The organism is Variovorax sp. Varisp41, from assembly GCF_047325085.1.
Taxonomy (GTDB): Bacteria; Pseudomonadota; Gammaproteobacteria; order Burkholderiales; family Burkholderiaceae_C; genus Variovorax.
Genome location: NZ_CP168540.1, coordinates 172,113 through 197,590, shown reverse-complemented (window position 1 = coordinate 197,590; position 25,478 = coordinate 172,113). Strand labels below are relative to the sequence as shown.

General features: G+C 70.5%; 25 protein-coding genes. 9 read left to right on the top strand and 16 right to left on the bottom strand.

The features are described from left to right. Positions 1 to 7: 7 nt before the first annotated feature. A complete protein-coding gene (locus tag ACEN9J_RS00915) occupies positions 8 to 1,009 on the bottom strand; it encodes a sugar ABC transporter substrate-binding protein (RefSeq protein WP_057593595.1) in 1,002 nt (333 codons plus the stop codon). Between the two features lie 277 nt (positions 1,010 to 1,286). On the opposite strand from ACEN9J_RS00915, the gene aspT (ACEN9J_RS00910) reads away from it, so the two are divergent. From aspT (ACEN9J_RS00910) to ACEN9J_RS00885, 6 genes are all read left to right on the top strand, one after another. Further along, positions 1,287 to 2,975, top strand: coding sequence for an aspartate-alanine antiporter (gene aspT, locus ACEN9J_RS00910; protein ID WP_413763029.1), 1,689 nt, complete (start codon positions 1,287 to 1,289; stop codon positions 2,973 to 2,975). 26 nt (positions 2,976 to 3,001) lie between these two features. Beyond that, positions 3,002 to 4,690: an aspartate-alanine antiporter gene (gene aspT, locus ACEN9J_RS00905; protein WP_413763028.1), complete on the top strand. Its 1,689-nt coding sequence runs from the start codon at positions 3,002 to 3,004 to the stop codon at positions 4,688 to 4,690. Positions 4,691 to 4,745: 55 nt separating this feature from the next. Next, a complete protein-coding gene (locus tag ACEN9J_RS00900; RefSeq protein WP_413763027.1) occupies positions 4,746 to 6,413 on the top strand; it encodes a bifunctional aspartate transaminase/aspartate 4-decarboxylase in 1,668 nt (555 codons plus the stop codon). 99 nt (positions 6,414 to 6,512) lie between these two features. Continuing rightward, the gene (locus tag ACEN9J_RS00895) at positions 6,513 to 8,231 is read left to right on the top strand and encodes an Hsp70 family protein (RefSeq protein ID WP_057593591.1); all 1,719 of its coding nucleotides are present in this window, start codon (positions 6,513 to 6,515) and stop codon (positions 8,229 to 8,231) included. 15 nt (positions 8,232 to 8,246) lie between these two features. Further along, a complete protein-coding gene (locus ACEN9J_RS00890; RefSeq protein WP_413763026.1) occupies positions 8,247 to 9,923 on the top strand; it encodes a TonB family protein in 1,677 nt (558 codons plus the stop codon). A 40-nt stretch (positions 9,924 to 9,963) separates the two neighbouring features. Further along, entirely contained in the window at positions 9,964 to 10,623 is a 660-nt protein-coding gene (locus tag ACEN9J_RS00885) for a site-2 protease family protein (protein ID WP_413763025.1), read from the top strand. A gap of 7 nt (positions 10,624 to 10,630) precedes the next feature. On the opposite strand, the gene ACEN9J_RS00880 is transcribed toward ACEN9J_RS00885, so the two are convergent. The 9 genes from ACEN9J_RS00880 to ACEN9J_RS00840 all read right to left on the bottom strand — a co-directional run bounded on the left by ACEN9J_RS00880 (position 10,631) and on the right by ACEN9J_RS00840 (position 17,697). Beyond that, complete coding sequence (locus ACEN9J_RS00880) at positions 10,631 to 11,827, bottom strand: MFS transporter (RefSeq protein WP_057595785.1); 1,197 nt, start codon at positions 11,825 to 11,827, stop codon at positions 10,631 to 10,633. Then, complete coding sequence (aroC, locus tag ACEN9J_RS00875; RefSeq protein ID WP_057595786.1) at positions 11,827 to 12,939, bottom strand: chorismate synthase; 1,113 nt, start codon at positions 12,937 to 12,939, stop codon at positions 11,827 to 11,829. The genes ACEN9J_RS00880 and aroC overlap by 1 nt, the downstream gene beginning before the upstream one ends. A gap of 75 nt (positions 12,940 to 13,014) precedes the next feature. Continuing rightward, complete coding sequence (locus tag ACEN9J_RS00870; protein ID WP_093355843.1) at positions 13,015 to 13,200, bottom strand: hypothetical protein; 186 nt, start codon at positions 13,198 to 13,200, stop codon at positions 13,015 to 13,017. 54 nt (positions 13,201 to 13,254) lie between these two features. Further along, positions 13,255 to 14,802 (bottom strand): MFS transporter, encoded by a 1,548-nt coding sequence (locus tag ACEN9J_RS00865; RefSeq protein WP_413763024.1) that lies wholly within the window; start codon positions 14,800 to 14,802, stop codon positions 13,255 to 13,257. Beyond that, a complete protein-coding gene (locus ACEN9J_RS00860) occupies positions 14,799 to 15,155 on the bottom strand; it encodes a YciI family protein (RefSeq protein ID WP_261216487.1) in 357 nt (118 codons plus the stop codon). The genes ACEN9J_RS00865 and ACEN9J_RS00860 overlap by 4 nt, the downstream gene beginning before the upstream one ends. Then, complete coding sequence (locus tag ACEN9J_RS00855) at positions 15,152 to 15,523, bottom strand: YciI family protein (RefSeq protein WP_093355834.1); 372 nt, start codon at positions 15,521 to 15,523, stop codon at positions 15,152 to 15,154. The genes ACEN9J_RS00860 and ACEN9J_RS00855 overlap by 4 nt, the downstream gene beginning before the upstream one ends. A gap of 91 nt (positions 15,524 to 15,614) precedes the next feature. Beyond that, positions 15,615 to 16,871 (bottom strand): RNA polymerase sigma factor, encoded by a 1,257-nt coding sequence (locus ACEN9J_RS00850; protein WP_413763023.1) that lies wholly within the window; start codon positions 16,869 to 16,871, stop codon positions 15,615 to 15,617. Continuing rightward, positions 16,868 to 17,344, bottom strand: a complete 477-nt coding sequence (locus ACEN9J_RS00845) for an SRPBCC family protein (protein ID WP_413763022.1) — start codon at positions 17,342 to 17,344, stop codon at positions 16,868 to 16,870. The genes ACEN9J_RS00850 and ACEN9J_RS00845 overlap by 4 nt, the downstream gene beginning before the upstream one ends. Continuing rightward, complete coding sequence (locus tag ACEN9J_RS00840) at positions 17,233 to 17,697, bottom strand: ArsR/SmtB family transcription factor (protein ID WP_057595811.1); 465 nt, start codon at positions 17,695 to 17,697, stop codon at positions 17,233 to 17,235. Before ACEN9J_RS00840 ends, ACEN9J_RS00845 begins: the two co-directional genes overlap by 112 nt. A gap of 124 nt (positions 17,698 to 17,821) precedes the next feature. Between ACEN9J_RS00840 and ACEN9J_RS00835 the strand changes: the two genes are divergently transcribed. From ACEN9J_RS00835 to ACEN9J_RS00825, 3 genes are all read left to right on the top strand, one after another. Further along, positions 17,822 to 18,244: a cupin domain-containing protein gene (locus ACEN9J_RS00835; protein ID WP_057595793.1), complete on the top strand. Its 423-nt coding sequence runs from the start codon at positions 17,822 to 17,824 to the stop codon at positions 18,242 to 18,244. Positions 18,245 to 18,350: 106 nt separating this feature from the next. Further along, positions 18,351 to 19,337 (top strand): DUF2167 domain-containing protein, encoded by a 987-nt coding sequence (locus ACEN9J_RS00830; RefSeq protein WP_413763021.1) that lies wholly within the window; start codon positions 18,351 to 18,353, stop codon positions 19,335 to 19,337. Between the two features lie 13 nt (positions 19,338 to 19,350). Beyond that, on the top strand, positions 19,351 to 20,079 hold the full coding sequence (locus ACEN9J_RS00825; RefSeq protein ID WP_413763020.1) for a site-2 protease family protein: 729 nt from the start codon (positions 19,351 to 19,353) through the stop codon (positions 20,077 to 20,079). A gap of 13 nt (positions 20,080 to 20,092) precedes the next feature. On the opposite strand, the gene ACEN9J_RS00820 is transcribed toward ACEN9J_RS00825, so the two are convergent. From ACEN9J_RS00820 to ACEN9J_RS00795, 6 genes are read right to left on the bottom strand one after another with little or no spacing between them, the layout of a single operon-like run. Continuing rightward, positions 20,093 to 20,881: an enoyl-CoA hydratase-related protein gene (locus tag ACEN9J_RS00820; RefSeq protein WP_413763019.1), complete on the bottom strand. Its 789-nt coding sequence runs from the start codon at positions 20,879 to 20,881 to the stop codon at positions 20,093 to 20,095. Between the two features lies 1 nt (position 20,882). Further along, positions 20,883 to 21,713 carry an SDR family NAD(P)-dependent oxidoreductase gene (locus ACEN9J_RS00815; protein ID WP_057595796.1) on the bottom strand — a complete coding sequence of 277 codons (831 nt, stop codon included), beginning with the start codon at positions 21,711 to 21,713 and terminating at the stop codon, positions 20,883 to 20,885. 27 nt (positions 21,714 to 21,740) lie between these two features. Next, on the bottom strand, positions 21,741 to 22,160 hold the full coding sequence (locus ACEN9J_RS00810; RefSeq protein ID WP_261216469.1) for a MaoC family dehydratase: 420 nt from the start codon (positions 22,158 to 22,160) through the stop codon (positions 21,741 to 21,743). 14 nt (positions 22,161 to 22,174) lie between these two features. After that, positions 22,175 to 22,615, bottom strand: a complete 441-nt coding sequence (locus tag ACEN9J_RS00805) for a MaoC family dehydratase N-terminal domain-containing protein (protein WP_413763018.1) — start codon at positions 22,613 to 22,615, stop codon at positions 22,175 to 22,177. Positions 22,616 to 22,632: 17 nt separating this feature from the next. Beyond that, a complete protein-coding gene (locus tag ACEN9J_RS00800; RefSeq protein WP_413763017.1) occupies positions 22,633 to 23,817 on the bottom strand; it encodes a lipid-transfer protein in 1,185 nt (394 codons plus the stop codon). A gap of 38 nt (positions 23,818 to 23,855) precedes the next feature. Continuing rightward, positions 23,856 to 25,418: a long-chain-fatty-acid--CoA ligase gene (locus tag ACEN9J_RS00795; protein ID WP_413763016.1), complete on the bottom strand. Its 1,563-nt coding sequence runs from the start codon at positions 25,416 to 25,418 to the stop codon at positions 23,856 to 23,858. Between the last annotated feature and the right edge of the window lie 60 nt (positions 25,419 to 25,478).

The following is a 25,478-nucleotide window of genomic DNA, read 5'->3' as shown; positions in this document are numbered from 1 at the left end:
GGGCTGGTTACTTCTTGCCCCAGCACAGCTCGGCGCCGGTCTTGGTGTCCTTGCTCTCGACGCCGGCCACGCTCTTGCCCGCGATCAGGGTCACGCCGGTGTCGACGTAGCCCGAGGCCTTCTTGCCGGTCTTCGCGAATTCGACGCCCGCGGCCACGCCCATCGCGGCCATCTTCAGCGGGTACTGCTGCGAGGTCGCGGCGATGATGCCGGCGTTGGTGTCCTTGATGCCCTGGCAGCCGCCGTCGACCGAGACGATCAGCACGCCCTTCTCCTTGCCCGCGCGCTTGAGCGCGTTGTAGGCACCGGCCGCGGCGGGCTCGTTGATGGTGTAGACCAGGTTCACGTCGGGCGCCTTCTGCAGGCAGTTCTCCATCACGGTCTGGGCCTTGGCCTGGTCGCCGAAGCTGTCGGCCATGCAGACGATCTCGGGCGCCTTCGAGAGCTCGTTCGACTTGGCGTCGTTGGCCGGCAGGCCGAAGCCCTTCATGAAGCCGTTGTGGCGCTGCGCGCCCACGGGGTGGCCCGGCAGCAGGTCGAGCGCGACGATCTTCGGCGTCTTGCCGGCCATCGCGGCCTTGGCGTATTCGCCGATCAGCACGCCGGCCGTGTAGTTGTTGGTGGCGAACAGCGCGTCGGTGGCCTCGGGCGGATCGGCCGGGCTGTCGAGCGCGATCACCATGATCCCCTTGTCGCGCGCCTTCTTGATCGCCGGCACGATGGCCTTGGCGTCGCTCGGCGTGATCAGGATGGTCTTGGCGCCGGCCGCGATCATGTTCTCCATGGCCGTGATCTGCCCCGCGTTGTCGCCGTCGGCCTTGCCCGCGCCCGACAGCAGCTTGGCGCCGAGCTTCTTGGCCTCTTCCTGCGCGCCCTCCTTCATCTTCACGAAGAAGGGGTTGGTCTCGGTCTTGGTGACGAGGCCGATCACGGGTTCGCCGGCGGCGAAGGCGGTAGAGGCGGCGACGGACGCGGCCGCCAGGGCCAGGATGCAGCGGATGCGGGGCATGGTTGTCTCTCCTTGGGCGGGCGGCTGGATCGGACCGCCCCGTGGTTCTCGGGATCCGGCCCGTTCGCCATGCGGATGGCGTCGCCGGGCCGGGCGCCAGCGGACTATCGGCCAAGGAAACGACTAAATCAAGTTGGTTTAGTTATCGAAAACCCGCACAGGAAGCATCAAGGATTCGGCTCGCGGCGCGGGATCTGGACGCCTGTCAAACAAAACAGTTACTTGCATTTACTCACATTACCGACAGAATGAGCCAGCACTTGGAGGTCAAGCACGCGTGAGTGGCGAGGTCGTCGAACTGCTGAGAACCCAGCCCGAAATCGCGCTGTTCCTCGTGCTCGCCATCGGCCATGCCGTCGGCGCCATCCGCTTCGGACCGATCCAGCTCGGCGGCATCTGCGGCACCCTGATCGCCGCGCTGGTGGTCGGCCAGCTCGGCATCCGGGTCGACGACAGCGTGAAGAACGTGTTCTTCATGCTCTTCATCTTCGCGCTCGGCTACGCGGGCGGCCCGCAGTTCTTCGCCAACCTCGACGCCAAGGGCCTGCGCCTGGGCCTGTTGTGCCTTGTCGAGGTGGTGGCGGTGCTGGCGCTGGTGCTGGGCGCCACCGTGCTGCTGTCGCTCGACCAGGGCACGGCCGCCGGGCTGATGGCCGGCGCGGCCACCGAGTCGGCGGTGGTGGGCACGGCCACCGACGCGATCTCCAAGCTGGGCCTGCCGGCCGCGGACATGCAGCAGCTGCAGGCCAACGTGGTCACGGCCTACTCCATCACCTACGTGTTCGGGCTGATCGCGATCGTGGTCTTCACGAGCCAGATATTTCCGCTGCTGCTGCGCGTGGACCTGCGCGCCGAGGCCGATCGCCTGTGGAAGACCATGGGCGGCGGCGATGATCCCGGCGCCGCGAGCGCGGTGCCCGAGATGGTCGGCCGCGTGTTCGAGGTGACGACCGGACGCGGCCGCTCGATCGGCGAGCTGGCCACGATCCTCGGCGGCCAGGCCCACGTCGAGCGCGTGCTGCGCGCCGGCCAGAGCCTGGCGGTGGAGCCCGCGCTTCGGCTGCGCGCCCACGACCGGGTGCTGGCCATCGGCCGGCGCGCGGCGCTGGTCAACGTGGCCGAGCTGCTGGGCCGCGAATTCGCCGACACCACGGCCTTCGACGCGGTGGTCGAGACCACCGAGGCGGTGCTGAGCCGGCGCGAATGGTTCGGCCGCGAGCTGCGCGAGCTGGCCGCGGCGCTGCCGCCCTCGGTGCAGGTCACGGGCGTGGCGCGCGACCGCCATGCGATGCCGCTGCTCGGCGAGCTGCGGCTCGCGCGCGGCGACGTGCTCCAGCTCTACGGGCCGGTCGACGAAGTGGCGCGCGCGCTGCCGCTGGCCGGCGACCGGGTGCTGGCCTCGACGCGCAGCAACATCAGCTTCGCGGCCGCGGGCATCCTGCTCGGCGTCTTCATCGGCGGCTTCAGCGTCAAGCTCGGCGGCATCCCGTTCTCGCTCGGCACCGGCGGCGGCGCGCTGCTCACCGGCCTGGGCTTCGGCTGGTACCAGGCGAAGAACCCGCACCGGCTCAGCGTGCCGCCAGATGCACTGGCGCTGATGAAAGACCTGGGCCTGGCCACCTTCATCGCCTGCGTCGGCCTGGCCTCGGGGCCGCAGGCGCTGGCGCTGATCAAGAAATTCGGCGTGGCGCTGCCGCTGGTCGGCGTGGCCGTGGCGGTGGTGCCGGCGAGCCTGTCGCTGTTCGTCGGCCACCGGCTGCTGAAGCTCGAGGCGCCGGTGCTGCTGGGCGCGATCGCGGGCCAGCAGTGCAGCACGCCGGCCCTCAGCGCGGTGCAGAACGCGGCCGGCAACGCCACGCCGCTGCTGGGCTACACCATCACCTATGCGATCTCGAACGTGGTGCTGCCGCTGATGGGACCGCTGATCGTCGCGCTGGCCGGGCTGGTTCACCACGTGGCGAAATGAATTCGAAACCTCGAAGGAGCTGATCCATGGAATGGCTGCACGAAACATTCAAGAAGTCGCCCGAGATGGCGCTCTTTCTCTCGCTGGCGGTCGGCTACTGGATCGGCAAGATCAAGTTCGGCAAGTTCCAGCTCGGCGGCGTGGCCGGCTCGCTGCTGGTGGCGGTGATCGTGAGCCAGGTCGGCGTGCAGGTCGACGCCGGCGTGAAGGCGGTGCTGTTCGCGCTCTTCATCTATGCGGTGGGCTTCGAGAGCGGCCCGCAGTTCTTCAGCTCGCTGGGGCGGCAATCGATCAAGGAGATCGTCCTGGCCGCGGTCATGGCGGCCACCGGCCTGGCCACGGTGGTGGTCATGGCCAAGTGGTTCGGGCTCGACAAGGGCCTGGCGGCCGGCGTGGCGGCCGGCGGCCTCACGCAGTCGGCCATCATCGGCACGGCCGGCGACGCGATCGCCAAGCTCGGCCTCGACGCGGCCGAGACCGCGCGGCTGCAGGCCAACGTGGCGATCGGCTATGCCGTGACCTACGTGTTCGGGTCCTTCGGCGCGATCATCGTCTGCGTCAACCTGCTGCCCAAGTTCATGGGCCGCACCATCCGCGACGACGCGATCGCGGCCGAGACCGCGATGCAGGCCGGCGTGAAGGTGCTCGGTGCCGACCAGGAGGAAGCCGCGCCCTCGCTGGTGGGCCGCATCTACGAGCTCACGGCCGATCCGCAGCGCACCGTGGCCGACATCGAGAACGCCGACCCGGCCACCACCATCACCATCGAGCGCGTCAAGCGCGACGGCCGCTTCGTCGAGGTCAGCCCCACGCTCGCGCTGCGCCGCGGCGACATCGTGCTGGCCGTCGGCCGGCGCGACGCGGTGGTGGCGAGCGCGCCGCTGCTGGGCAAGGAGGTCTACGCGGTCGAGGGCATGGAGCTCACCATGCACAAGCGCGACATCGTGCTGACCAACAAGGACTTCGAGCGCAAGACCGTGGCGCAGATCCGCGAGGCCACCGCGGGCGGCGTGCGCCACGGCATCTTCGTGGTGCAGCTGAGCCGCATGGGCCAGGTGCTGCCGATGCAGCCCGACACCGTGGTGCAGGCCGGCGACGTGGTCACGATCTTCGGCGCCGAGCAGGACGTCAAGCGCGTGGCCGCGATCGTCGGCGACGTGATCGTGCCGAGCGCCAAGACCGACTTCGTCTACCTCGGCGCGGGCCTGGTGGTCGGCCTGCTGGTGGGCCTCTTGAGCGTGAAGATCGGCAGCATCCCGCTCACGCTCGGCGCCGGCGGCGGCGCCCTGCTCTCGGGCCTGCTGTTCGGCTGGTACCGCGCGCGGCGCCAGACCTTCGGCGCGCTGCCGACCAGCGCCGTGCAACTGCTCAAGGACCTGGGCCTGGCCGGCTTCGTGGTGGTGGTGGGGCTGTCGTCGGGCTTGCAGGCGGTGCAGACCGTCAAGGAGCACGGGCTCACGATCTTCGGCGTGGGCGTGGTCGTGACCATCGTGCCGATGATCCTCACGATGCTGTTCGGCCGCTACGTGCTGCGCTATGCCAACACCGCGATCTTCGCGGGCGCGCTCAGCGGCTCGCGCAGCGCCAACCCGGCCTTCGGCGAGGTGCTCGACAAGGCCGAGAACGCCATTCCCACCGTGCCCTTCGCGATCACCTACGCGCTGGCCAACGTGTTCCTCACGCTGCTCGGGCCGCTGATCGTCGCGCTGGTCTGAGCACGCCTTCCCTCTTCTTCCTTTCCTGCCTTACCCACAACCAAGGAGCCTTTCCATGGATTTCGGCGACGTGAAAAAACTCAGCGGCCTGAGCCCCTTCGAACTCAAGGACGCGCTGATCCAGGTGGCCAGCCAGGGCGACCGCCTGATGCTCAACGCGGGGCGCGGCAATCCGAACTTCCTCGCGACCACGCCGCGCCACGGCTTCTTCGCGTTCGGCGAATTCGCCATGACCGAGAGCGAGCGCTCCTTCGTCTACATGGAAGGCGTGGGCGGCTTCCCGCAGCGCGAGGGCATCGAGGCGCGCTTCGAGATCTTCACCAAGGCCAACGCGGGCCGGCCCGGCGTGCGCTTCATCGAGGCGGCGGTGTCGTACGTGCGCGACCAGCTCGGCCTGTCGGCCGGCGACTTCATCTACGAGATGTGCGAGGCGATCCTGGGCTGCAACTACCCGGTGCCCGACCGCATGCTGCGGCTCAGCGAGATCATCGTGGGCCAGTACATCCACAAGGAGATGATCGGCACCCATCCCTTCGTCGGCAGGTTCGACATGTACGCGGTGGAAGGCGGCACCGCCGCCATGACCTACCTGTTCAACAGCCTGCGCGAGAACGGGCTGCTCGAGCCCGGCGACACCATCGCGCTGGGCATGCCGATCTTCACGCCCTACATCGAGATCCCGCACCTCAACGACTACCAACTGATCGAGGCGCTGATCGACGCGCCGTCCGAGAACGGCTGGCAGTACACGAAGAAGGAACTGCAGAAGCTGCTCGACCCGAAGGTCAAGGCCTTCTTCCTGTGCAACCCGAGCAACCCGCCCTCGGTGAAGATCAGCGACGAGGTGCTGGGCTACATCGCCGACATCGTCAAGCAGCGGCCCGACCTGATCATCCTGACCGACGACGTCTACGGCACCTTCGCCGACGACTTCCGCTCGCTGTTCGCGATCTGCCCGCGCAACACCATCCTCGTGTATTCGTTCTCGAAGTACTTCGGCGCCACCGGCTGGCGCATGGGCGTGGTGGCCACGCACGAGGACAACGTGCTCGACCACCAGATCGCGGCCCTGCCCGAGGCGGCGCTGAAGGAACTCGACGCGCGCTACAGCTCGATCACCACCGAGCCGCGCCGGCTCAAGTTCATCGACCGGCTGGTGGCCGACAGCCGCACCGTGGCGCTCAACCACACGGCCGGCCTGTCGACGCCGGTGCAGGCGCAGATGGTGATGTTCTCGCTGTTCTGCCTGATGGACGAACCCGAGGCCTACAAGCACGCGATGAAGCGCATCGTGAAGCGGCGCAAGGAGGCGCTCTACCGCGAGCTCGGGCTGCCGCTGTCGGCCGACCCGAACTCGGTGAGCTACTACCACCTGCTCGACCTGCAGGAGATCGCCACCCAGATGTACGGCGAGCGCTTCGGCGCCTGGATCGTGACCCAGCTGCAGCCCAACGAGGCGCTGTTCCGCATCGCCGAGGAGACCGGCATCGTGCTGCTGCCGGGCCGCGGCTTCGGCGGCAAGCATGCCTCGGGCCGGGTCTCGCTGGCCAACCTCAACGAGTACGACTACGCCAACATCGGGCGCTCGCTGCGCAAGCTGGCGTCGGAGTACTTCGCGCGCTTCGAGCAGCAGTCGGGCAAGGCCAGGCGCAGCAGCGATCCGGCGGTGTCGGCGGTGGTGGTGAAGCCGCGGAAGGCGGCGAAGGGCGGCAAGAAGAAGTAGGCCCCGCGCGGTCCGCGCCCCTTCGCGGACATCCGGCCCAGGTGCCCTTCGCATACGATGGCGGGAAACAGAAGAGGGGCCCGCGAAGGGGCGAGAAGAATGATCGTTGGAATTGACCTGGGCACTACCAACAGCCTGGCGGCGGTGTGGCGGGATGGCGCTTCCGTGCTGGTGCCCAACGGGCTCGGCGAGTACCTGACGCCCTCTTGCGTCAGCATCGACGAGGACGATTCGGTGCTGGTCGGCAAGGCGGCGCGCGAGCGGCTGCAGACGCATCCCGAGCGCACGGCCGCGGTGTTCAAGCGCTACATGGGCAGCAACAAGACGGTGCGGCTGGGCAAGCGCGAGTTCCGGCCCGAGGAGCTGTCGGCGCTGGTGCTGCGCTCGCTCAAGGCCGATGCCGAGGCGATGCTCGGCGAGCCGGTCACCGAGGCCGTGATCACCGTGCCGGCCTACTTCTCCGATGCCCAGCGCAAGGCCACGCGCGCCGCGGGCGAGCTCGCGGGCCTGAAGGTCGAGCGGCTGCTCAACGAGCCGACCGCCGCCGCGCTGGCCTACGGCATGCACGACATGCGCGCCGAAACCCGCTTCCTGGTGTTCGACCTCGGCGGCGGCACCTTCGACGTGTCGATCCTCGAGATGTTCGAGGGCGTGATGGAGGTGCGTGCCTCGGCGGGCGACAACTTCCTGGGCGGCGAGGACTTCGTCGAGGCGCTGATCGCGCTCTTCTTCGAGCGCAACAAGCTGCCGGCCAGCCTGCGCACCGATGCCCACTTCATGCAGCGCCTGGCCGCCCAGACCGAGGCCGCCAAGCGCGCGCTGAGCACGCAGCCGACGGCCGAGATCGTGGTCGCGCACGAGGCGGCGCAGCACCGGCTGTCGCTCGACGAAGGCACGCTCGAGCAGGCCTGCGCCGCACTGCTCAAGCGGCTGCGCGCACCCGTCGAGCGCGCGCTGCGCGACGCCAACCTGCGCGCCGGCGAGCTCGACGCGGTGGTGCTGGCCGGCGGTGCCACCCGCATGCCGGTGGTGCGGCGCCTGGCCACCACCATGTTCGGCCGCTTCCCCTCGATCGACTTCAACCCCGACGAGGTGGTGGCGCTCGGCGCCGCCGTGCAGGCCGGCCTGAAGGCGCGCGACGCGGCGCTCAAGGAAGTGGTGATGACCGACGTGGCGCCCTACTCGCTGGGCGTGGCGGTCAGCCGCTGGCTCAGCGACACCACGGTGACGCACGGCCACTTCGACCCGATCATCGAGCGCAACAGCACGGTGCCCGTGAGCCGCTCGAAGAGCTACGTGCCGAACTCGGGCAGCCAGACCTCGGTCGACCTGCACGTGTTCCAGGGCGAGTCGCGCATGGTGCGCGACAACGTGCACCTGGGCACCCTGCACGTGCCGCTGCCGAGCCTGGGAGCGGGAGCGTCCCCGGGCGACGCCGCGGTCGAGGTGCGCTTCACCTACGACGTCAACGGCCTGCTGCAGGTCGAGGCCACGGTGCAGAAGACGCAGGAGACCTTCAGCCTGCTGATCGAGGGCAACCCGGGCCTGCTGAGCGAGGCCGAGATCAAGGAACGGCTGGCGGCACTGAGCGCGCTCAAGATCCATCCGCGCGACCGCATCGAGAACCGCACCCTGCTGGCGCGCGCCGAACGCATCTACCAGCAGCTGCGCGGCGACGTGCGCGAGTGGCTGGGCATCCGCATCGCCGAATTCGAACGCGTGCTGGCGCTGCAGGACAAGCGGCAGATCGCGGCGATGCAGCGCCAGTTCCAGGAGCAGTTGGAGCAGATCGAGCGCGACGGCCCGCTGGCCGATTGAGACGGGGCGACGACCATGACCGAGGTCCCCGGCTTCCTGCTCGAGCTCGGCCTGCGCGCCGATGCCGACGAGCGCGCCGTGCGGCGCGCCTATGCGGTGCAGCTCAAGCAGATCGACCAGGCGGCGCAGCCGCTGCAGTTCCAGCAGTTGCGCGAGGCTTACGAGGCCGCGTTGCACTGGGCGCGGCAAGCGCGGGACGTGCAGCAGGCCGAGGCGGTGCCCCCGCCGCCCTCCCCGCCCGAAGCCGTGGTCGAGGTCGCCCCCGAACCGGCGCCACCCCCGGCCCCCGCCGAACCGCGTCCCGACCCCGTGCGCGACATCCTCGTCGCGCTCGACACCCGGTTGCAGCAGGAGCCGCTGCGCAGCGTCCCCGAAGCCACCGCGCTGCTCGAACACACGCTCGAGGACCCGCGCCTGCTCGACATGGATGCGCGCTTCCTGTTCGAGGCCAACATCGCTCACCTGCTGGCCTGCGGCTGGCGGCCCGGCCACGAACACCTGTTCGAGGCCGCGCTCGTTCTCTTCGATTGGCGCACCGACTCGGCGCGGCTGCTGCGGCTGGGACAGGCCGGGCAGGTGGTGGACCGCGCGATCGTCGAGCAGGATGCGCAGGGGCAGCAGGCGCCGCTCGCACGCGACAGCCAGCTGGAGTACCTGGAACTGCTGCGGCGCACGGCACGGCCCGAGCCGCGGATGCTGGCGCTGGGGCTCGGACCGGTCATGCACGCCGCGGCCCACTACCCGACCTGGCTGCGCCTGACCTCGAACACCGCGAACATCGAGGCCTGGAACGAACGCAACGCGGACTTGACGCGCACCAACCCGAAGGCGCCCGTCTACGACGACTCGGTCAGCACCTCGCAGATGGTGACCTGGTTCGTTGCTTTCTGCGGCGTGGTGCTGCTGATCGTGCTGCTGAAGGCCGCACCCTCGGGGCAGCCTGCGTCGCCGACCGAGCAGGCCGCGCAGCGTGCAGGAGCAGCCGCCGTCCAGGAGCTCTTGCGCAATGCACGCGCCCGGCAGTCCTCGCAACCGTCGCCTGCTGCACAGGCAGGGGCTTCCGACACCCCCGCCATCCCGGCACCCCAGCGCCCGTCGATCGAACCCGATCCTCCGGCCGCCAGGTACACGACCGCCCCGCGCCCGATCTATCCCGCCCTGTCGAAGCGGCTCGGCGAGCAAGGGACCGTCACGCTCAAGGTCCGGGCCGATGCCCAAGGCGCGGTGAGCGATGCCGTGGTGCTGCAGGGCTCGGGTCACGCGCGCCTGGACAACGCCGCCATCGACGCGGTGCGCGAGGCCCGGGTCGTTCCGAGGAAGGGTACGGACGGTCGCGGCGTAGGTGCCTGGTACAAGGCCTCGATCCAGTTCACGCTGAACGATGCCGACCGGCCGCCGGGCACGGCAACGCCGCCCGCGCCGCGCCGCAGCTATGGCGACAGGGTCACGGCGGCGGTCCGCCCGAACATCGTGTTCTCCAACAACGTGCCGGGCAATCCGGCGGTCGAATACACGCTGGCGCTGCGACCCGACGGCCGGATCATGGACGCCAGGCTATCGAAAGCCAGCGGCGTTCCCGAATGGGATGCCGCCGCGCTGCGCGCGATCCTCAGGACCGACCGCATGCCGCTGACCGACGACGGTACCGTGCCGTCGACGATGGTGCTGGTGCTGCGGCCGAAGCTGCAATGAAGCGCCGCACCGCCTGGCACGCCCGCCTTCGATAGACCGCATGGCCTGGATCCTGGTCGCCGCCGCTCTCTGCACCGCCCTCCACCTGGGCGCCATCGCGCTGGCGGCGATGCGCTTCGGCATCCCGATCCGCGAGATCCACTACGGCTGGGGCCCGACGCTGCTGCGCATCGGCCCGCTGCGGATCAAGCCGCTGGTGTTCGCGGGCTCGGTCGTGCTCAAGGACGGCGGGGCCGAAGGGCTCGAGGGCGATGCCAAGCGCGATGCCTTCGACAGCCAGCCACGCACGACGCGGCTGCTGATCGGCTGCGCCGGGCCGTTCGCGCTGCTGACGCTCGCGCTGCTGGTGTCGCCCTTCGACGGCCTCGGGCAGGTCGGCAGCGGTTTCGTGCAGTACGTCGAGGGCGCGCTGTCGCCATTCGGGCAGGCGCAGCGGCTGCTGCGGCTCGCGGCCGAGGCGGCCGGCGGCCTGGACTTCGTGCCGCTGCTCGGCCTGGTCGCGGCGAAGACCGCCGCCTTCAACCTGCTGCCGCTGCCCGGCAGCAACGGCGGGTTCCTGCTGCAGGCCCTGTTCGAGCGCACGGCACTGGCGCGGCGCTGGCCGCCGCAGGCCACGCAGGCGACGCTGCTGGTGTTCCTGGGCTCGATGCTGTCGTGGCTGCTGGCCCTGGCGATCTACCTCGGGCCCTTGCTGGTTTGACCGCGCATCACGCCGGGCTGGCAGCCCGCCGCGCCCCAGCCTCCAGCCGCATCACCTTCCACGCGCACAAGGTCCCCGCCACCGCGAGCAGCGCCGCCAGCGCGAACATCGTGCGGTAGCCGAAGGCCTGCGCCACCGCACCGCCCAGCAGCACGCCGAGCACGCCGCCGAAGCCGTAGCCGATGACGGTGAACAGCGCCTGGCCGCGTCCGCGCAGCCGGCCCGGGAAGCGGCGCGACACCACGGCGATGCAGGTGGTGTGGTGGGCCGCGAAGCTCAGCGCGTGCAGCCACTGGGCCACGACCAGCGCGGCGATCCAGCCGCCGAGGCCGGCGGTCAGGCCCAGCCGCGCGACGGCCGCGATGCCGCACACCAGCATCCAGCGCGGCATCGGCAGCAGGCCGATCAGCCGGCCCTGCAGGAAGAACCAGACGATCTCGGCCACCACCGACAGCGCCCACAGCAGGCCGATGGTGCTCTTGCCGTACCCGAGCGAATCGAGGTAGAGCGAGAAGAAGGCATAGACCGAGAAGTGCGACATCACCTGGAAGAACAGCGCGGCGAAGAACCACTGCACGACGCGGTTGCGCAGCACCGGGCCGATGGGTTCGCCGGGTGCGTCGTGCGCGGCCACGGGCTCGCGGCTGTCGGGCAGGCGCAGGGTGGCGAGCAGCACCACGGCCAGGGTGCCGGCGGCCCAGGCCGGGAAGTGCTTCATGCCGAAGCGGTCGAACCACTCGCCCGCGACGAACACCGTGACCAGGAAGCCGGCCGAGCCGCACAGCCGGATGCGCCCGTAGCGGCCCCAGTCGCCGGCCACGAGGTGCGCCATGGCGGCCTCGGTCAGCGACATCATCGAGCTGGTGTGGGTGAACATCAGCAGCAGCACCAGCGCGAGCCACCACGCGCCGCCGTTCCACCACAGGCCGAAGGAACTGAGCAGCGCGATCGCCGCGCTGATGCGCAGCAGCAGCACGCGCTGGCCCGTGTGGTCGCTGAGCGCCCCCCAGGCATAGGGCGCGAACACGCGCGTGACCGACTGCACCGAGGCCAGCAGGCTGATGGTGAAGATCGGCAGCCCCAGGTCCTTGAGCCACAGCGGCAGGTAGGGATTGAAGAAGCCGATGTGCGCGAAATAGCTGGCCGACAGGCCAGCGAACGCCAACAGGTGGCCGCGCCCGGCCACGGGCGGCGGCGTGGACACTAGAGGAAGGACGCCTGCGGCGACGTGGCCTGGGTCTTCTCGTTGTCGCCCTGCACGTCACCGCATTGAGCACGGTGGCGCAGCGCATGGTCCATCACCACCAGCGCGAGCAGCGCCTCGGCGATCGGCGTCGCGCGGATGCCCACGCAGGGATCGTGGCGGCCCTTGGTGACCACCTCGACCGGGTTGTTGTTCACGTCGATCGACTGGCGCGGGCTGATGATCGAGCTGGTGGGCTTGATCGCGATGCTGACCTCGAGGTCCTGCCCCGAGCTGATGCCGCCGAGGATGCCGCCCGCGTTGTTGCTCAGGAAGCCGGTCGGCGTGATCGAGTCGCCATGGGTGGTGCCGCGCTGCGTCACGCTGTCCCAGCCGGCGCCGATCTCGACCGCCTTCACGGCATTGAGGCCCATCATCGCGTAGGCGATGTCGGCATCGAGCTTGTCGTAGAGCGGCTCGCCGAGGCCGACGGGCACGCGGGTGGCCGTCACGCGCACGCGCGCGCCGCAGGAGTCGCCGGCCTTGCGCAGCCGGTCCATGTAGTCCTCGAGCGCGCTCACGTCGGCGATCGGCGCGAAGAAGGGATTGTTCGGCACGTGGTCCCAGCTCTCGAAGGGGATCGCGATCTCGCCGATCTGCGTCATGCAGCCGCGGAACACCATGCCGAATTTCTCGGCCAACCACTTCTTGGCGACCGCGCCGGCCGCGACCGTGGGCGCGGTGAGCCGGGCCGAGGAGCGCCCGCCGCCGCGCGGGTCGCGAATGCCGTACTTCCTGTGGTACGTGAAGTCGGCGTGGCCCGGGCGGAACTGCTGGGCGATCTGGCCGTAGTCCTTGCTGCGCTGGTCGGTGTTCTGGATCAGCAGCGCGATCGGGGTGCCCGTGGTCTTGCCTTCGTACACGCCCGAGAGGATCTGCACCGCGTCGGGCTCGTTGCGCTGGGTGACGTGGCGGCTGGTGCCGGGACGGCGGCGGTCGAGGTCGGCCTGGATGTCGGCTTCGCTCAGTGCCATGCCCGGGGGGCAGCCGTCGATCACGCAGCCGATGGCCGGGCCGTGGGATTCCCCGAAATTGGTGACCGCGAAGAGATGTCCGAAGGTGTTGCCGCTCATGGGCGGGGATTATCCCCCGCAAAGCGGGGCCGGACGGCGCGGCGCCCGAATGCCCGAGGGCAACGCCCGCGCGGCCTATTCGGTGGCGCCCTCGAGCCGACGCGCCAGCGCGCCGAGCTGAAGCTCGATCGAGAACAGCCGCTCGTTGAGCACCGCGGTCTGCAGCCGGATCGCCTCGACGATCGCACGGGCCTGCGGATCGGGCGTGTTGTCGACCAACTCCGCGAGGTCGTGCAGCTTCTTGCGCAGTTCGTTGCTCATGGACTCTCCGTGGGGTTCGTTCGGTGACGCGGCCAGTATGGGCCCGGCCCGGCCTCAGGGCAACGCATCGGCCGCGGCGGGCCGGGTTTGTCCCGAGCGGCGCATGACCACGGCCAGCAGCCCCGCGATGGCCAGCAGCACCACCACGCCGATGCCGGCCATCAGGTGCAAGCCGCGCAGCAGCGCCGTGCGCGCATCGGCCAGCAGTTCGGCACCGGCCGCGCCGCCGAGCTGCCCGGCCAGCGCCACGGCACCGCCGAGCGTGCTGCGCGCGGCCTCGACCGCGGCGGCATCGCCGAGCGAGGCCGGCACGGCGTCGGCCATCATGGCGCGGTAGACCGCCGCGCCCACGCTCCCAAGGATGGCGATGCCCAGCGCGCCGCCGAATTCGGAACTCGTTTCCGAAATCGCCGAGGCCACGCCCGCGCGCTCGGGCGGCGCGCTGCCGACCACCAGGTCGGTCGACAGCGTGAACACCACCGCCACACCGAGCGAGGACACGACTATGCTGCCCACCAGCAACGCCAGGCCGCCCTGCACCGGCAGCGCGACCAGCAGCGCGAAGCCCAGCGCCGCGACCACCAGTCCGCCGGTCATCGCATGCACCGGCCGCACGCGCCGCGTGAGCGCGGGCGCGGCCATCGAGCCCACGATGAAGGCGCCCGCGCTGGGCACGCTCCACAGGCCGGCCTGCAGCGGCGACAGCCCGAGCACCATCTGCAGGTACTGGGCCTCGTAGAGGAACAGCCCGAACATCACGAAGCACGACAGCATGTAGGCGCCCAGCGCCACGCTGAAGGCCGGCGCGCGGAACAGCCGCAGGTCGATCATCGGATCGGCCAGCCGCCGCTGGCGCCGCACGAACAGCCAGCCGATGGCCAGCCCCACCACGATGGCGGCGAGCGACAGCGCGCTCGCGCCGTGCTCGGCCGTCTGCTTCACGCCGTAGATGGCCGGCAGCACCGCGCCCAGCGAAAGCGCCACGCTCGCGAGGTCGAGCCGCGCGGCCTCGGGGTCGCGGTACTCGGGCAGCAGCACGGGGCCGAGCACCAGCAGCAGCACCATCACCGGCACGCCGACCAGGAACACCGAGCCCCACCAGAAGTATTCGAGCAGCACGCCGCCGACCACCGGGCCGATGACCGCGCCCGCCGAGAAGCTCGAGATCCAGACGCCGATGGCCAGCGTGCGCTGACCGGGATCGAGGAACATGTTGCGGATCAGCGAGAGCGTGGACGGCGCCAGCGTCGCGCCGGCCACGCCGAGCAGCGCGCGGGTGGCGATCAGCATGTTGGCGCTGTTCGAGAAGGCCGCCAGCACCGAGGCCAGGCCGAAGGCCACGGCACCGATCAGCAGCAGCCGGCGCCGCCCGATGCGGTCGCCCAGCGTGCCCATGGTGACCAGCAGGCCCGCGACCAGGAAGCCGTAGATGTCGACGATCCACAGCAGTTGCGCCGCCGTCGGCTTGAGTGCCTCGCTGATCGCGGGGATCGCGAGGTTCAGCACCGTGAGGTCCATCGAATAGAGCATGCACGGCAGCGCGATGACGGCCAGGCCGGTCCATTCGCGCACCGTGGCGCGCGGCGGCGCGGCGCCGCTCATCGAGGGCCCTCGGGGCCGGGGCCGAACGAGAGGATCGGCCGCAGCTCGATGCTGCCGTTGCGCGCGGACGGGATGCCGGCCGCGATCCGCAGCGCTTCCTCCTCGCTGCCGGCCTCGACCAGGTAGAAGCCGCCGAGCTGTTCGCTGGTCTCGGCGAAGGGGCCGTCGGTCACGGACAGCCGGCCGCGGCGCATACGCACGGTGGTGGCGGTCTCGGCCGGCTGCAGGGCCTCGGCCTCGACCAGCTGGCCGCGCGCGCGCAACTGCGCGTCGTAGTCGATGTGTTCCTGGATGTAGTGCGCCATGTCGAGCGGCGGAGCCTCGGTTTCGTAGATCAGGCAAAGGTACTTCATGCGGCATTCCCCTCGGCGGCGTCCATGCTCTGGATCGGACGGACTTCGATGCTGCCGTGGCGCGCCATGGGGATGTGGCCCGCGAGCTGGATCGCGACGTTGAGGTCGCGCGCCTCGATCAGGATGAAGCCGCAGAGCTGCTCGCGCACCTCCGCGAACGGCCCGTCGACGTGCGAGGCCTTGCCGTCGCGCACGCGCACGACCTTGGCGGACCTGGCGCTCGCCAGCACGTCGGCGGCGATGAAGTGGCCGTTCTTCTCGAGCTCGCGGTCGTAGGCCATCGAGTCTTCGTCGAGCGCGCGCCGCTCGTCGGGCGACAGGGTGGCGAACAGGGCCGGGTCGCAGTGGACGAGGCAGAGGTATTTCATGCGGAATCTCCTTTCGGATGGAATGAGGACACCACTGGTCGATCGGCGAGGCGCCGGATCGACATGCGGGCGCAACAAACTGCAAATATTTCTAGCCGGGCAAGGACGCCAGTTGCCGCGCGAGGAACTGCCGTTCGGGCTGCTGCCGGGCCAGCGCGAGCGCGCGCTCGTAGGCGCCGCGCGCCTCGCCGAGCCGGCCAAGGCGGCGGCACAACTCGGCCCGTGCGCCATGCGCGAGGTGGTAGTCGGCCAGCTCGCCGCGCGCGAACAGCGCATCGACCAGCGCCAGGCCCGCGGCCGGGCCGTCGCGCATCGCGATCGCGGCCGCGCGGTTGAGTTCGGCCACGGGCGAGGGATCGAGCCGCAGCAGCACGTCGTAGAGACCGACGATCTGCGGCCAGTCGGTGGCCTCGGCACGCTCGGCCTCGGCATGGACCGCGGCGATCGCCGCCTGCAGCGCATAGGGGCCGAAGCGGCGCGAGCGCAGCGCGCGCTCGACCAGCGCGGCGCCCTCCTCGATCTGCGCGCGGTGCCAGAGGCCGCGGTCCTGCCGGTCGAGCAGCACGATCTCGCCCTGCGCCGAGGTGCGCGCGGCACGGCGCGCATCGTGCAGCAGCATCAGCGCCAGCAGGCCCAGCGCCTCGGGCGCGGCCTCGGCGTCGGGCAGCAGCTCGACCAGCAGCCGGCCGAGCCGGATCGCCTCGGCCGAGAGGTCGGCGCGCGTCAGGCTCTGGCCCGAGGAGGCGGCATAGCCTTCGTTGAAGACCAGGTAGACCACGCGCAGCACCGCGTCGAGCCGTTCGGGCAGCTCGGTGCGCGTGGGCACCTGGTAGGGAATGCGCGCGTCGCGGATGCGGGCCTTGGCGCGCACGATGCGCTGCGCGATGGTCGGCGCGGGCACCATGAAGGCGCGCGCGATCTCCTCGGTCGCGAGTCCGCAGACCTCGCGCAGCGTGAGCGCCACCTGGGCATCGGGCGAAAGGGCCGGATGGCAGCAGGTGAAGACCAGGCGCAGGCGGTCGTCCTCGAGTTCGTCGGTGTCGGCGTCCCAGCCCGGCGCGGGATCGGCCAGCGCCTCGGCGCGTTCGGCCGATTCGTCCCAGGGCGAGAAGCGCGCCTGGCGCCGGATGGCGTCGATCGCCTTGAAGCGCCCGGCCGACACCAGCCACGCGCGCGGATTCGCGGGCACGCCCTGCGCCGGCCACTGCTCGAGCGCGGCGCGGAAGGCCTCGTGCAGCGCCTCCTCGGCGCGGTCGAAATCGCCGAGCAGGCGCACCAGCGTGGCGAAGATGCGGCGCGATTCGCCGCGGTAGACCGCCTCGAGCGTGGCGCGCACCGGGTCCGTCATGCGGCGGGTTCCGGCCTGCCCAGCCAGCGCTCGAGCCGCAGCATCGAACCGGTCCAGCCATGCTCGTGGCCCTCGCGCGCGGCCTGGTCGAAGAACTGCTCGTGCAGCAGCTCGAGCTCGCAGCCGGTGCCGGCCGCATCGGGCTCGATGCGCACCGTGACGCGCGATTCGCGCTCGGGCGTGCTGCGCCAGGCCCAGCTGAAGACCAGCCGGCGCTGCGGCACGATCTCGAGGTAGGTGCCGCTGACGTCGTGCGTCTCGCCGTCGGCCGCGAGCATCGCCACGCGGAAGCGCCCGCCCACGCGCAGGTCGACCTCGGCATGCGGCACCGCGACGATCTCCTCGGGGCCGAACCAGTGCTTCAGCGCCTGCGGGTCGGTCCACGCGCGCCAGACCTTGTCGGGCGCGACGGCGTAGTGGCGGCGGAGGGTGAGGGAGGGACGTCCGGTGTTGGGGCTGGCAGGTTCCGCCATTCGGTTTGCTCCTGGTGGTAGAGAAAGCGCGCCAAGGCATCGAGGCGCCCGGTCCAGAACTTCTCGTAGCGCGACAGCCACACGGCGGCCTCCTGCATCGGCCGCGGCGAGAGCTCGCAGCGCACGACCCGGCCTTCCTTCGTGCGCGAGATCAGCCCCGCGTCCTCGAGCACGCGCAGGTGCTTCATGAAGCCCGTGAGCGACATCGCATGCGGCGCGGCCAGCTCGGTCACGCTGAGGCTGCGCTCGCCCAGGGTCTCGAGCACCGCGCGGCGCGTCGAGTCGGCGAGCGCGGCGAACACGGCATCGAGGGCAACGGGCGCGGGCGGCGCGGCGGCATCTGAGTGAACCATGCGGTTGAGTATCTGGAGCCCGCGCGCCAGCGTCAAGGCATGGGGATATTCGCGGGCGATCCGGGAACGCTTTATGCGTGCTGCGGCGCAGCATCCCCACCCCACTCGCCGCAAAGGAGCTTCCATGCTGGACCGTACCGCCACCCAGTTCTCCCACGTCAAGCCGGGCGACACCGAATTCGTCTCGGGCGGACTGCGCGACTTCTTCCTCTACCGCGACCTCGGCGTTGCCGCCGCCACCAACGGCAAGGTGATCGCGCACCTCGTCAAGGCCAACATGGCACCGGAAGCGGGCACCGGCTGGCATCGCCACGAGGCCGACTTCCAGATCGTGATCATGGTCAAGGGCTGGGCCCGCTTCATGTACGAGGACAAGGAAACCCTGGTCGAGGCCGGCGACGTGGTGCACCAGCGCCCCGGCATCCGGCACTACCTGTTCGACTACTCGCCCGACATGGAGTACCTGGAGATCGTCTCGCCGGCCGATTTCAAGAGCGTGGACGTGGAGCCGGTGTGCGAGATCCCGCCGCCGACGCCCTGGGCCTGAGCCCCCGGAAACCGGCTTTCGCCGCCGTCCTACGGACGGCGCGCGAACCTGCCCGATAGACTGCGCCCTCGTCTCGCAAAACCGATAACAACCGAGGAGAGAGAGCATGAGGATCCCCATGGCCCGCCTGTCGGCGGGCGTCCTGTTCGCGTTCGCCGTCCTGGCCGCCGGCCCCGCCGCCGCCGCGCCGCCTTCCAATCCCCCCAGTTCCGCCGCCGTGCCGGCCAACTCGCTCGAAGCCGAGCAGGAGGCCGCCTTCAAGGCCGCGCGCGCGGTGCAGAAGACCGGCCCGGCCGACATCGCCCTGCGCGACCAGGCCCACCTGAAGCTGCCGCCCGGCTATGTCTGGGTGCCCACGCCGGCCGCGGCGCAGCTCATGCGCAGCATGGGCAACCGGGTCGACGACAGCTTCCTCGGCGCGGTGTTCCCGAACAACGACGCCGACTGGTTCGCCGTGGTGAAGTTCGTCAAGGAGGGCTACATCAAGGACGACGACGCCAAGGACTGGAACGCCGACGACCTGCTCAAGAGCCTCAAGGAAGGCACCGAGGCCGCGAACGAGGAGCGCGCCAAGCGCGGCATCCCGGCGATCGAGGTCACGGGCTGGGCACAGAAGCCGCAGTACGACGCCTCCGTGCACCGCCTCGTGTGGTCGGCGCTGTCGAAGCACAAGGACGAGCCCTCGGGCAGCCAGGGCGTCAACTACAACACCTATGCGCTGGGACGCGAGGGCTACATCAGCCTGAACCTCGTGACCAACGCCAACGACCTCGAGAAGTACAAGCCCGACGCGACCCAGTTGCTGGCGGCGCTGCAGTACGACGACGGCAAGCGCTATGCCGACTTCGATGCCTCCACCGACAAGGTCGCGGCCTATGGCCTCGCGGCGCTGGTGGCTGGCGCGGCGGTCAAGAAGCTCGGCCTGTTCGCGGTGATCGCGGCCTTCCTGGCCAAGTTCGCCAAGATCATCGCGGTGGCGGTGGGCGGCGCACTGTGGGGCGCGGGCAAGCTGTTCCGGCGCAAGGAGAAGGCGCCGGTGGCGAGCGAGACGCCGGCCGGCGGGCTGCCGCCGACGAATCCGCCCGCGGCCTGAGCGCGCGCGGGCCGTGGTCAAGCTGCTGCTCCTGCTGCTGAGCGCGGGCAAGCTCGGCAAGCTGCTGCTCACCGGCGGCACCATGCTGCTGTCGGTGGTCGCCTATGCCTTCGTCTTCGGCTGGCGCTACGCGGCGGGCTTCGTGGCGCTGATCTTCATCCACGAGATGGGCCACTTCCTCGCGGCGCGCCAGCGCGGCCTGGACGTGGGCGCGCCCACCTTCATTCCCTTCGTGGGCGCCTGGGTCGAGCTCAAGGACCAGCCGCACGACGTCGAGACCGAGGCCTGGGTGGGCTTCGCCGGGCCGCTGCTCGGCAGCCTGGCCTCGCTGGCCTGCTACTTCCTCGCGCGCGAGAGCGACAGCCGGCTGCTGCTGGCGCTCGCCTATGCGGGCTTCTTCATCAACCTGTTCAACCTGATCCCGCTCTCGCCCTTCGATGGCGGCCGCATCACCGCGGTGCTCACGCCGCGCGTCTGGCTGCTCGGGGTGCCGGTGCTGGTCGCCCTCTTCTTCTGGCGGCCGAGCCCGATGCTGGTGCTGGTGGCCGTGCTGGCGGCGCCGCAGGTGATGCGGGCCTGGAAGTACGACCCCGAGGATCCGGCCAACCGGCAGTACTACGCGGTGTCGGCCGAGACGCGGCTGACCTACGCCGTCTACTACATCGGGCTGGTGGCCTTTCTCGCGGTGATGGCGCACGACACGCACGAGATGCTCGGCCCGGCGCGCCTGGCGGGCGGCTGAGCGCCGCCGCGTCTCAGGACGCGCCGAAACGCGGCGCGCGCTTCTGCAGGAAGGCCGCCACGCCCTCGCGCGCATCGGCGCTGCCGGCGCGCTCGCGCAGCAGGCGGTGCTCGAGCGCCAGGTGCGCCTCGAGCGTGCGGCCCGGCGCCTCCGCGCACAGCGCCTTGATCGCGGCGAAGGACCCGGACGCGCCCGCGGCCAGCCGTCGGGCCAGCGCTTCGCCGGCCGCGGCCAGTTCGGCGTCGGGATGCAGCGCATCGACCGCGCCGGCCGCCAGGCAGCGCTGGCTGTCGATGGGCTCGCTGAGCATCAGCCACTGCTGCGCGCGCAGCACCCCGATGCGCCGCGCGAGGAACCACGAGCTGCCCGCGTCGGGCGACAGGCCGATGGCCGCGTAGCCGGTGCGCAGCTTCATCGACTCGGCCGCGAGCACGAAGTCGCCGGCCAGCGCGAGCCCCACGCCCGCGCCGCCGACCGCGCCGTTGAGCACGGTCACGAGCGGCGCCGGGCCGTTCACCAGCCGCAGCAGCGCCGGATGCAGGGGATCGAGGATTTCATCGACCAGCGCGGGCAGGTCGTCCCCGGCCGCAACGAACTCCTCGATATCGCCGCCGGCGCAGAACACGCGGCCCTCGCCGGTCAGCAGCACCACGCGCGGCGCGGCCGCCAGCACCTCGTCGATCGCGCGCACCAGCGCGCGGCTGCTCGCGGCGCCGATCGCGTTGGCGCGCTCGGGACGGCGCAGCACGATGCGGCCGATGCCCTCCTCCACCGACCAGGCGATGCCCTGCTCGAGCGGCATCTCAGATGCCCGTGAGGCCGCCGGTGCACATCAGCGTCTGGCCGCTGACGTAGTCCGACTCGGGAATGCACAGCAGGTAGACCGCGCCGGCAGCCTCCTCGGGCGTGCCGCCGCGGCCCAGCGGAATGGTCTGCTCCATCATCGACAGCAGGCCGGGGTTGATGCCGACCTTGATCTCGCGGCCGTCGATGTGGGCGGTGGTGGCGTCCGCCGCGCTCGCGGTCAACCGGGTCTGGATGAAGCCGAAGGCCACGCAGTTCACGGTGACGTTCATGCGGCCCCATTCCTTGGCCAGCGTCTGCGTCATGCCGACGATGCCGGCCTTGGCGGTCGCGTAGTTGGCCTGGCCCGCGTTGCCGAACAGCCCCGCCACCGAGGAGATGTTGACCACCTTGCGCACGGTGCGCCGGCCGGCCTCGGTCTCGGTCTTCGAGAGCTGGCGGATCACCGGCTGCGCCGCGCGCAGGATGCGGAACGGCGCCGTGAGGTGCACGTCGAGCATGGCGTACCACTGCTCGTCGGTCATCTTCTGCACCACGCTGTCCCAGGTGTAGCCGGCGTTGTTGACGATGATGTCGAGGCCCTGGAACTCGCTGACCGCGGTGCCGACGAAGCGCTCGGCGAAGTCGGGCGCGGCCACGCTGCCGTTGCAGGCCACGGCCTGGCCGCCGGCGGCGCGGATGGCCTGCACGGTCTCGTCCGCGGGGCCGGCGTCGAGATCGTTGACCACCACGCGCGCGCCCTCCGAGGCGAGCTTGAGCGCGATCGAGCGGCCGATGCCGCGGCCCGAGCCGGTGATGAGGGCGACCTTGCCTTCGAGTCTGGATGTCATGTCTGGGTGTCTTTCTTCGTTGGGTCTTCAGGCGAGCGCCACCAGCGCTTCGCCCGCGATGCGCACCTGGCCATGCTGGTTGGTGCTGCTGACTTCCACGCGCACGCAGCGCTCGCCGTCGCGCTCGAGCTTCTCGACCACGCGGCCCGTGCAACGCACCGCATGGCCCAGGTGGGTCACGCCCTGGAAGCGCACGTCGAAGCGGCGCAGCTTCGACTGCGGCGCCCACTGCGTGAGCAGCCGGCCGAGCCAGGCCATGCCCAGCATGCCCTGCGCGAACACGTCGGGCATGCCGGCGCGGCGCGCGAAGTCGATGTCGATGTGGATCGGGTTGTGGTCGCCCGAGGCGCCCGCGAACAGCGCGAGCGTGGTGCGGTCGACCGGCGGCAGTTGCAGCGGCGGCAGTTCGTCGCCGACCTGCACGGTGTCGTGGTTGGGTGCGGTCATGGGGTTCCTCGGGCTCAATGCCGGCAGACGATCACGGTGCGCAGCTCGGCCACCAGTTCGTCGCGCTGGTTGGTGGCGCGCGAGCTCTTCACCACGAACTCGAGCGCGCCGTTCTTCTTGTCGTAGATGTCGGTGATGGTCGAGCGCACCGTCACGGTATCGCCCGCGCAGGCCGCGCGGTGGTAGCTGAAGCCCTGCTCGCCGTGCAGCAGCTTGGCCAGCGGTATGCCCAGGTCGGCCAGCAGCCGGTTGGACGCGCCCGAGTCGAGCTCGGCCGCGAACAGGAAGGTGGGCGGCGCGGGCAGGTCGGCATAGCCGGCATCGCGCGCGGCGGCGGGGTCGGTGTAGACCGGATCGGTCTCGCCGATCGCCTTGGCGAAGAACTGCAGCCGCGTGCGCTCCAGCGGCAGCACCGAGGGCGGCAGCGCATGGCCGATCCATTTCCTGTCGATCATGGCAAGGCTCCCTTTCTTCAGACGCGTTCGTAGAGCGTGACCACGCAGGCGCCGCCCAGGCCCAGGTTGTGCTGGAGCGCGAGCCGCGCGCCCTCGACCTGGCGCTTGTCGGCCGTGCCGCGCAGCTGCTGGACCAGCTCGGTGCATTGCGCGAGGCCGGTGGCGCCCAGCGGATGGCCCTTGGACAGCAGGCCGCCCGAGGGGTTGGTGACGACCTTGCCGCCGTAGGTGTTGTCGCCGTCGACCACGAACTTCTCGGCCCCGCCCTCGGGGCACAGGCCCAGCGCCTCGTAGCTGATCAGCTCGTTGTGCGCGAAGCAGTCGTGCAGCTCGACCACGTCGATGTCCTGCGGGCCGACGCCCGCCGCCTCGTAGACCTTCTGCGCCGCCTCGCGCGCCATGCTGAAGCCGACCACCTCGCGCATGTCGCGCGCCTCGAAGCTCACGGGGCGGTCGGTGGTCATGGCCTGGGCCTTGATGCGCACGCCGCGGTCCAGGCCGTGGCGCTGCGCGAACCCGGCCGAGCAGACGATGGCGGCGGCCGCGCCGCAGGTCGGCGGGCAGGCCATCAGCCGCGTCATCACGCCGGGCCACATCACGGGCGTGGCCAGCACCTCGTCCTCGGTCACGACGGTGCGGAACAGCGCCACCGGGTTGTTCGATGCATGGCGGCTGGCCTTGGCGCGGATCTTCGCGAAGGTCGACAGCTGCGTGCCGTACTGCTGCATGTGGGCCAGCCCCGCGCCGCCGAAGTAGCGCAGCGCCAGCGGCACCTGCTCGTTGCCGACCAGCTCGTCGGTGATGGCCTCGAATCGGTCGAAGGGGCTGGGCCGGTCATCGAACACCGCGCCCAGCGCGCCTGGGCTCATGTGCTCGAAGCCGAGCGCGAGCACGCAGTCGGCCGCGCCGCTGGCCACGGCCTGGCGCGCGAGGAACAGCGCGGTCGAGCCGGTCGAGCAGTTGTTGTTGACGTTGACCACCGGGATGCCGGTCATGCCGACCTCGTAGAGCGCGCGCTGGCCGGCCGTGGAGTCGCCGTAGACATAGCCCACGTAGGCCTGCTGCACCTGCTCGTAGCCGATGCCGGCATCGGCCAGCGCCGCGTTGAGGGCCTGCGCCGCCATCTGCGGATAGGGCAGGTTCGCGCCGGGCTTGGTGAAGGGGATCATGCCGACGCCGACGACATGCACATCCTGGGTCATGGGAATTCCTCTCTGGGTGTTGAAGCGAAACGAAGAAATCAGGCGATCGCGCGCTGGCGATCCTTCCAGAACGGCTCGCGCAGCTTGGTCTTGAGCACCTTGCCGGCGCCCGAGAGCGGCAGCGCCTCGACCAGCGCCACGCTGCGCGGGCACTTGTAGCCCGCGATCAGGGTCTTGCAGTGCGCGATCAGCTCGTCGGCCGTGACCGGCTGCCCCGGCTTGGCGACCAGCACCGCATGCACGGCCTCGCCCCACTCCTCGCTCGGGATGCCGATGACCGCGCAGGCCGCGACCGCCGGATGCTGGGCGATGGCATTCTCGACCTCGGCCGAGTAGATGTTCTCGCCGCCGCTGATGATCATGTCCTTCATGCGGTCGACCACGAAGATGAAGCCGTCGTCGTCCATGTAGGCGCCGTCGCCGGTGTGCATCCAGCCCTCGCGCACCGCGGCGGCCGTCTGCTCGGGCTTGTTCCAGTAGCCGAGCATCACGTTCGGCCCGCGCACCGCCACCTCGCCCACCGTGCCGCGCGGCACCTCGGCGCCCTCGGCATCGACGATGCGCACCTCCATGCAGAAGCTCGCGCGGCCGGCCGAGCGCAGCTTGCCGGCCTTGCGGCCCTCGACCGTGTGGTACCAGGCGGGGTTGATGGTGGCCACCGGCGACAGCTCGGTCATGCCGTAGGCCTGCACGAAGTCCACGCCCGGCAGCGCCGCCATCGCGCGGTTGAGCACGGCCTCGGAGATCGGCGAGGCGCCATAGGCGATGCCGCGCAGGCTGCCGAGCTCGCGCGGCCTGTCGCGCATGGCGGGATGGTCGACCAGCATCTGGATCATGGTCGGCACCAGCAGCGTGTGGGTCACGCGCTCGCGCTCGATCGCGTCGAGCACGGCCTCGGGGTTGAACATCGGGATCACCACGTGCGTGTTGCCCTGGAACCAGTGCGGCCCCGAGATGCCCATGTCGGCCAGGTGGAACATCGGCGCGGCATGCAGGTAGCAGCCCTCGGCCGGCGCCATGCCCTCGGCCTGGGCGGCCAGCGCCGAGGCGCAGAGGTTGGCGTGGCTCAGCATCACGCCCTTGGGAAAACCCGTGGTGCCGCCGGTGTAGAAGATGCCGGCGAGGTCGTCGCCATGGCGGTAGGCGTCGGGCACGGGCGCCGCGCTGTCGAGCAGTGCCTCGTAGCCGAGCATGCCGGCGGGAACCGCGCCGTCGCCGCAGTAGATCAGCTCGCGCAGGGTGGTGGACTGGCCGCGCAGTTGCTCGGCCGCCGCGCGGAAGGCGTCGTCGACCAGCAGGATCTGCGAGCCCGAGTCCTCGAGCGAATAGAGGATCTCGGCCGGCGACCAGCGGATGTTGCAGGGGTTGAGCACGCCGCCGCCCCAGGGCACGGCCATCTGGTATTCGAGGTAGCGGTCGGAGTTGAGCGACAGCATCGCGACCCGGTCGCCGTTCTTCATGCCGAGCTTCTGCAGCGCGCCGGCCAGCCGCGCGATGCGCTCGCCGAAGGTGCGGAAGCTGGTGCTGCGGCTGCCGAAGCGCACCGCGGTCTTGTCCGGTTTCTGCTGCATCGCGCGGTGCAGCGCCTGGGTCAGGTACATGGTGGCTCGTCTCCTAATCGTTGATCTTGTCGGCACGCCTTTGCAGGTCTTTTTCTGGCG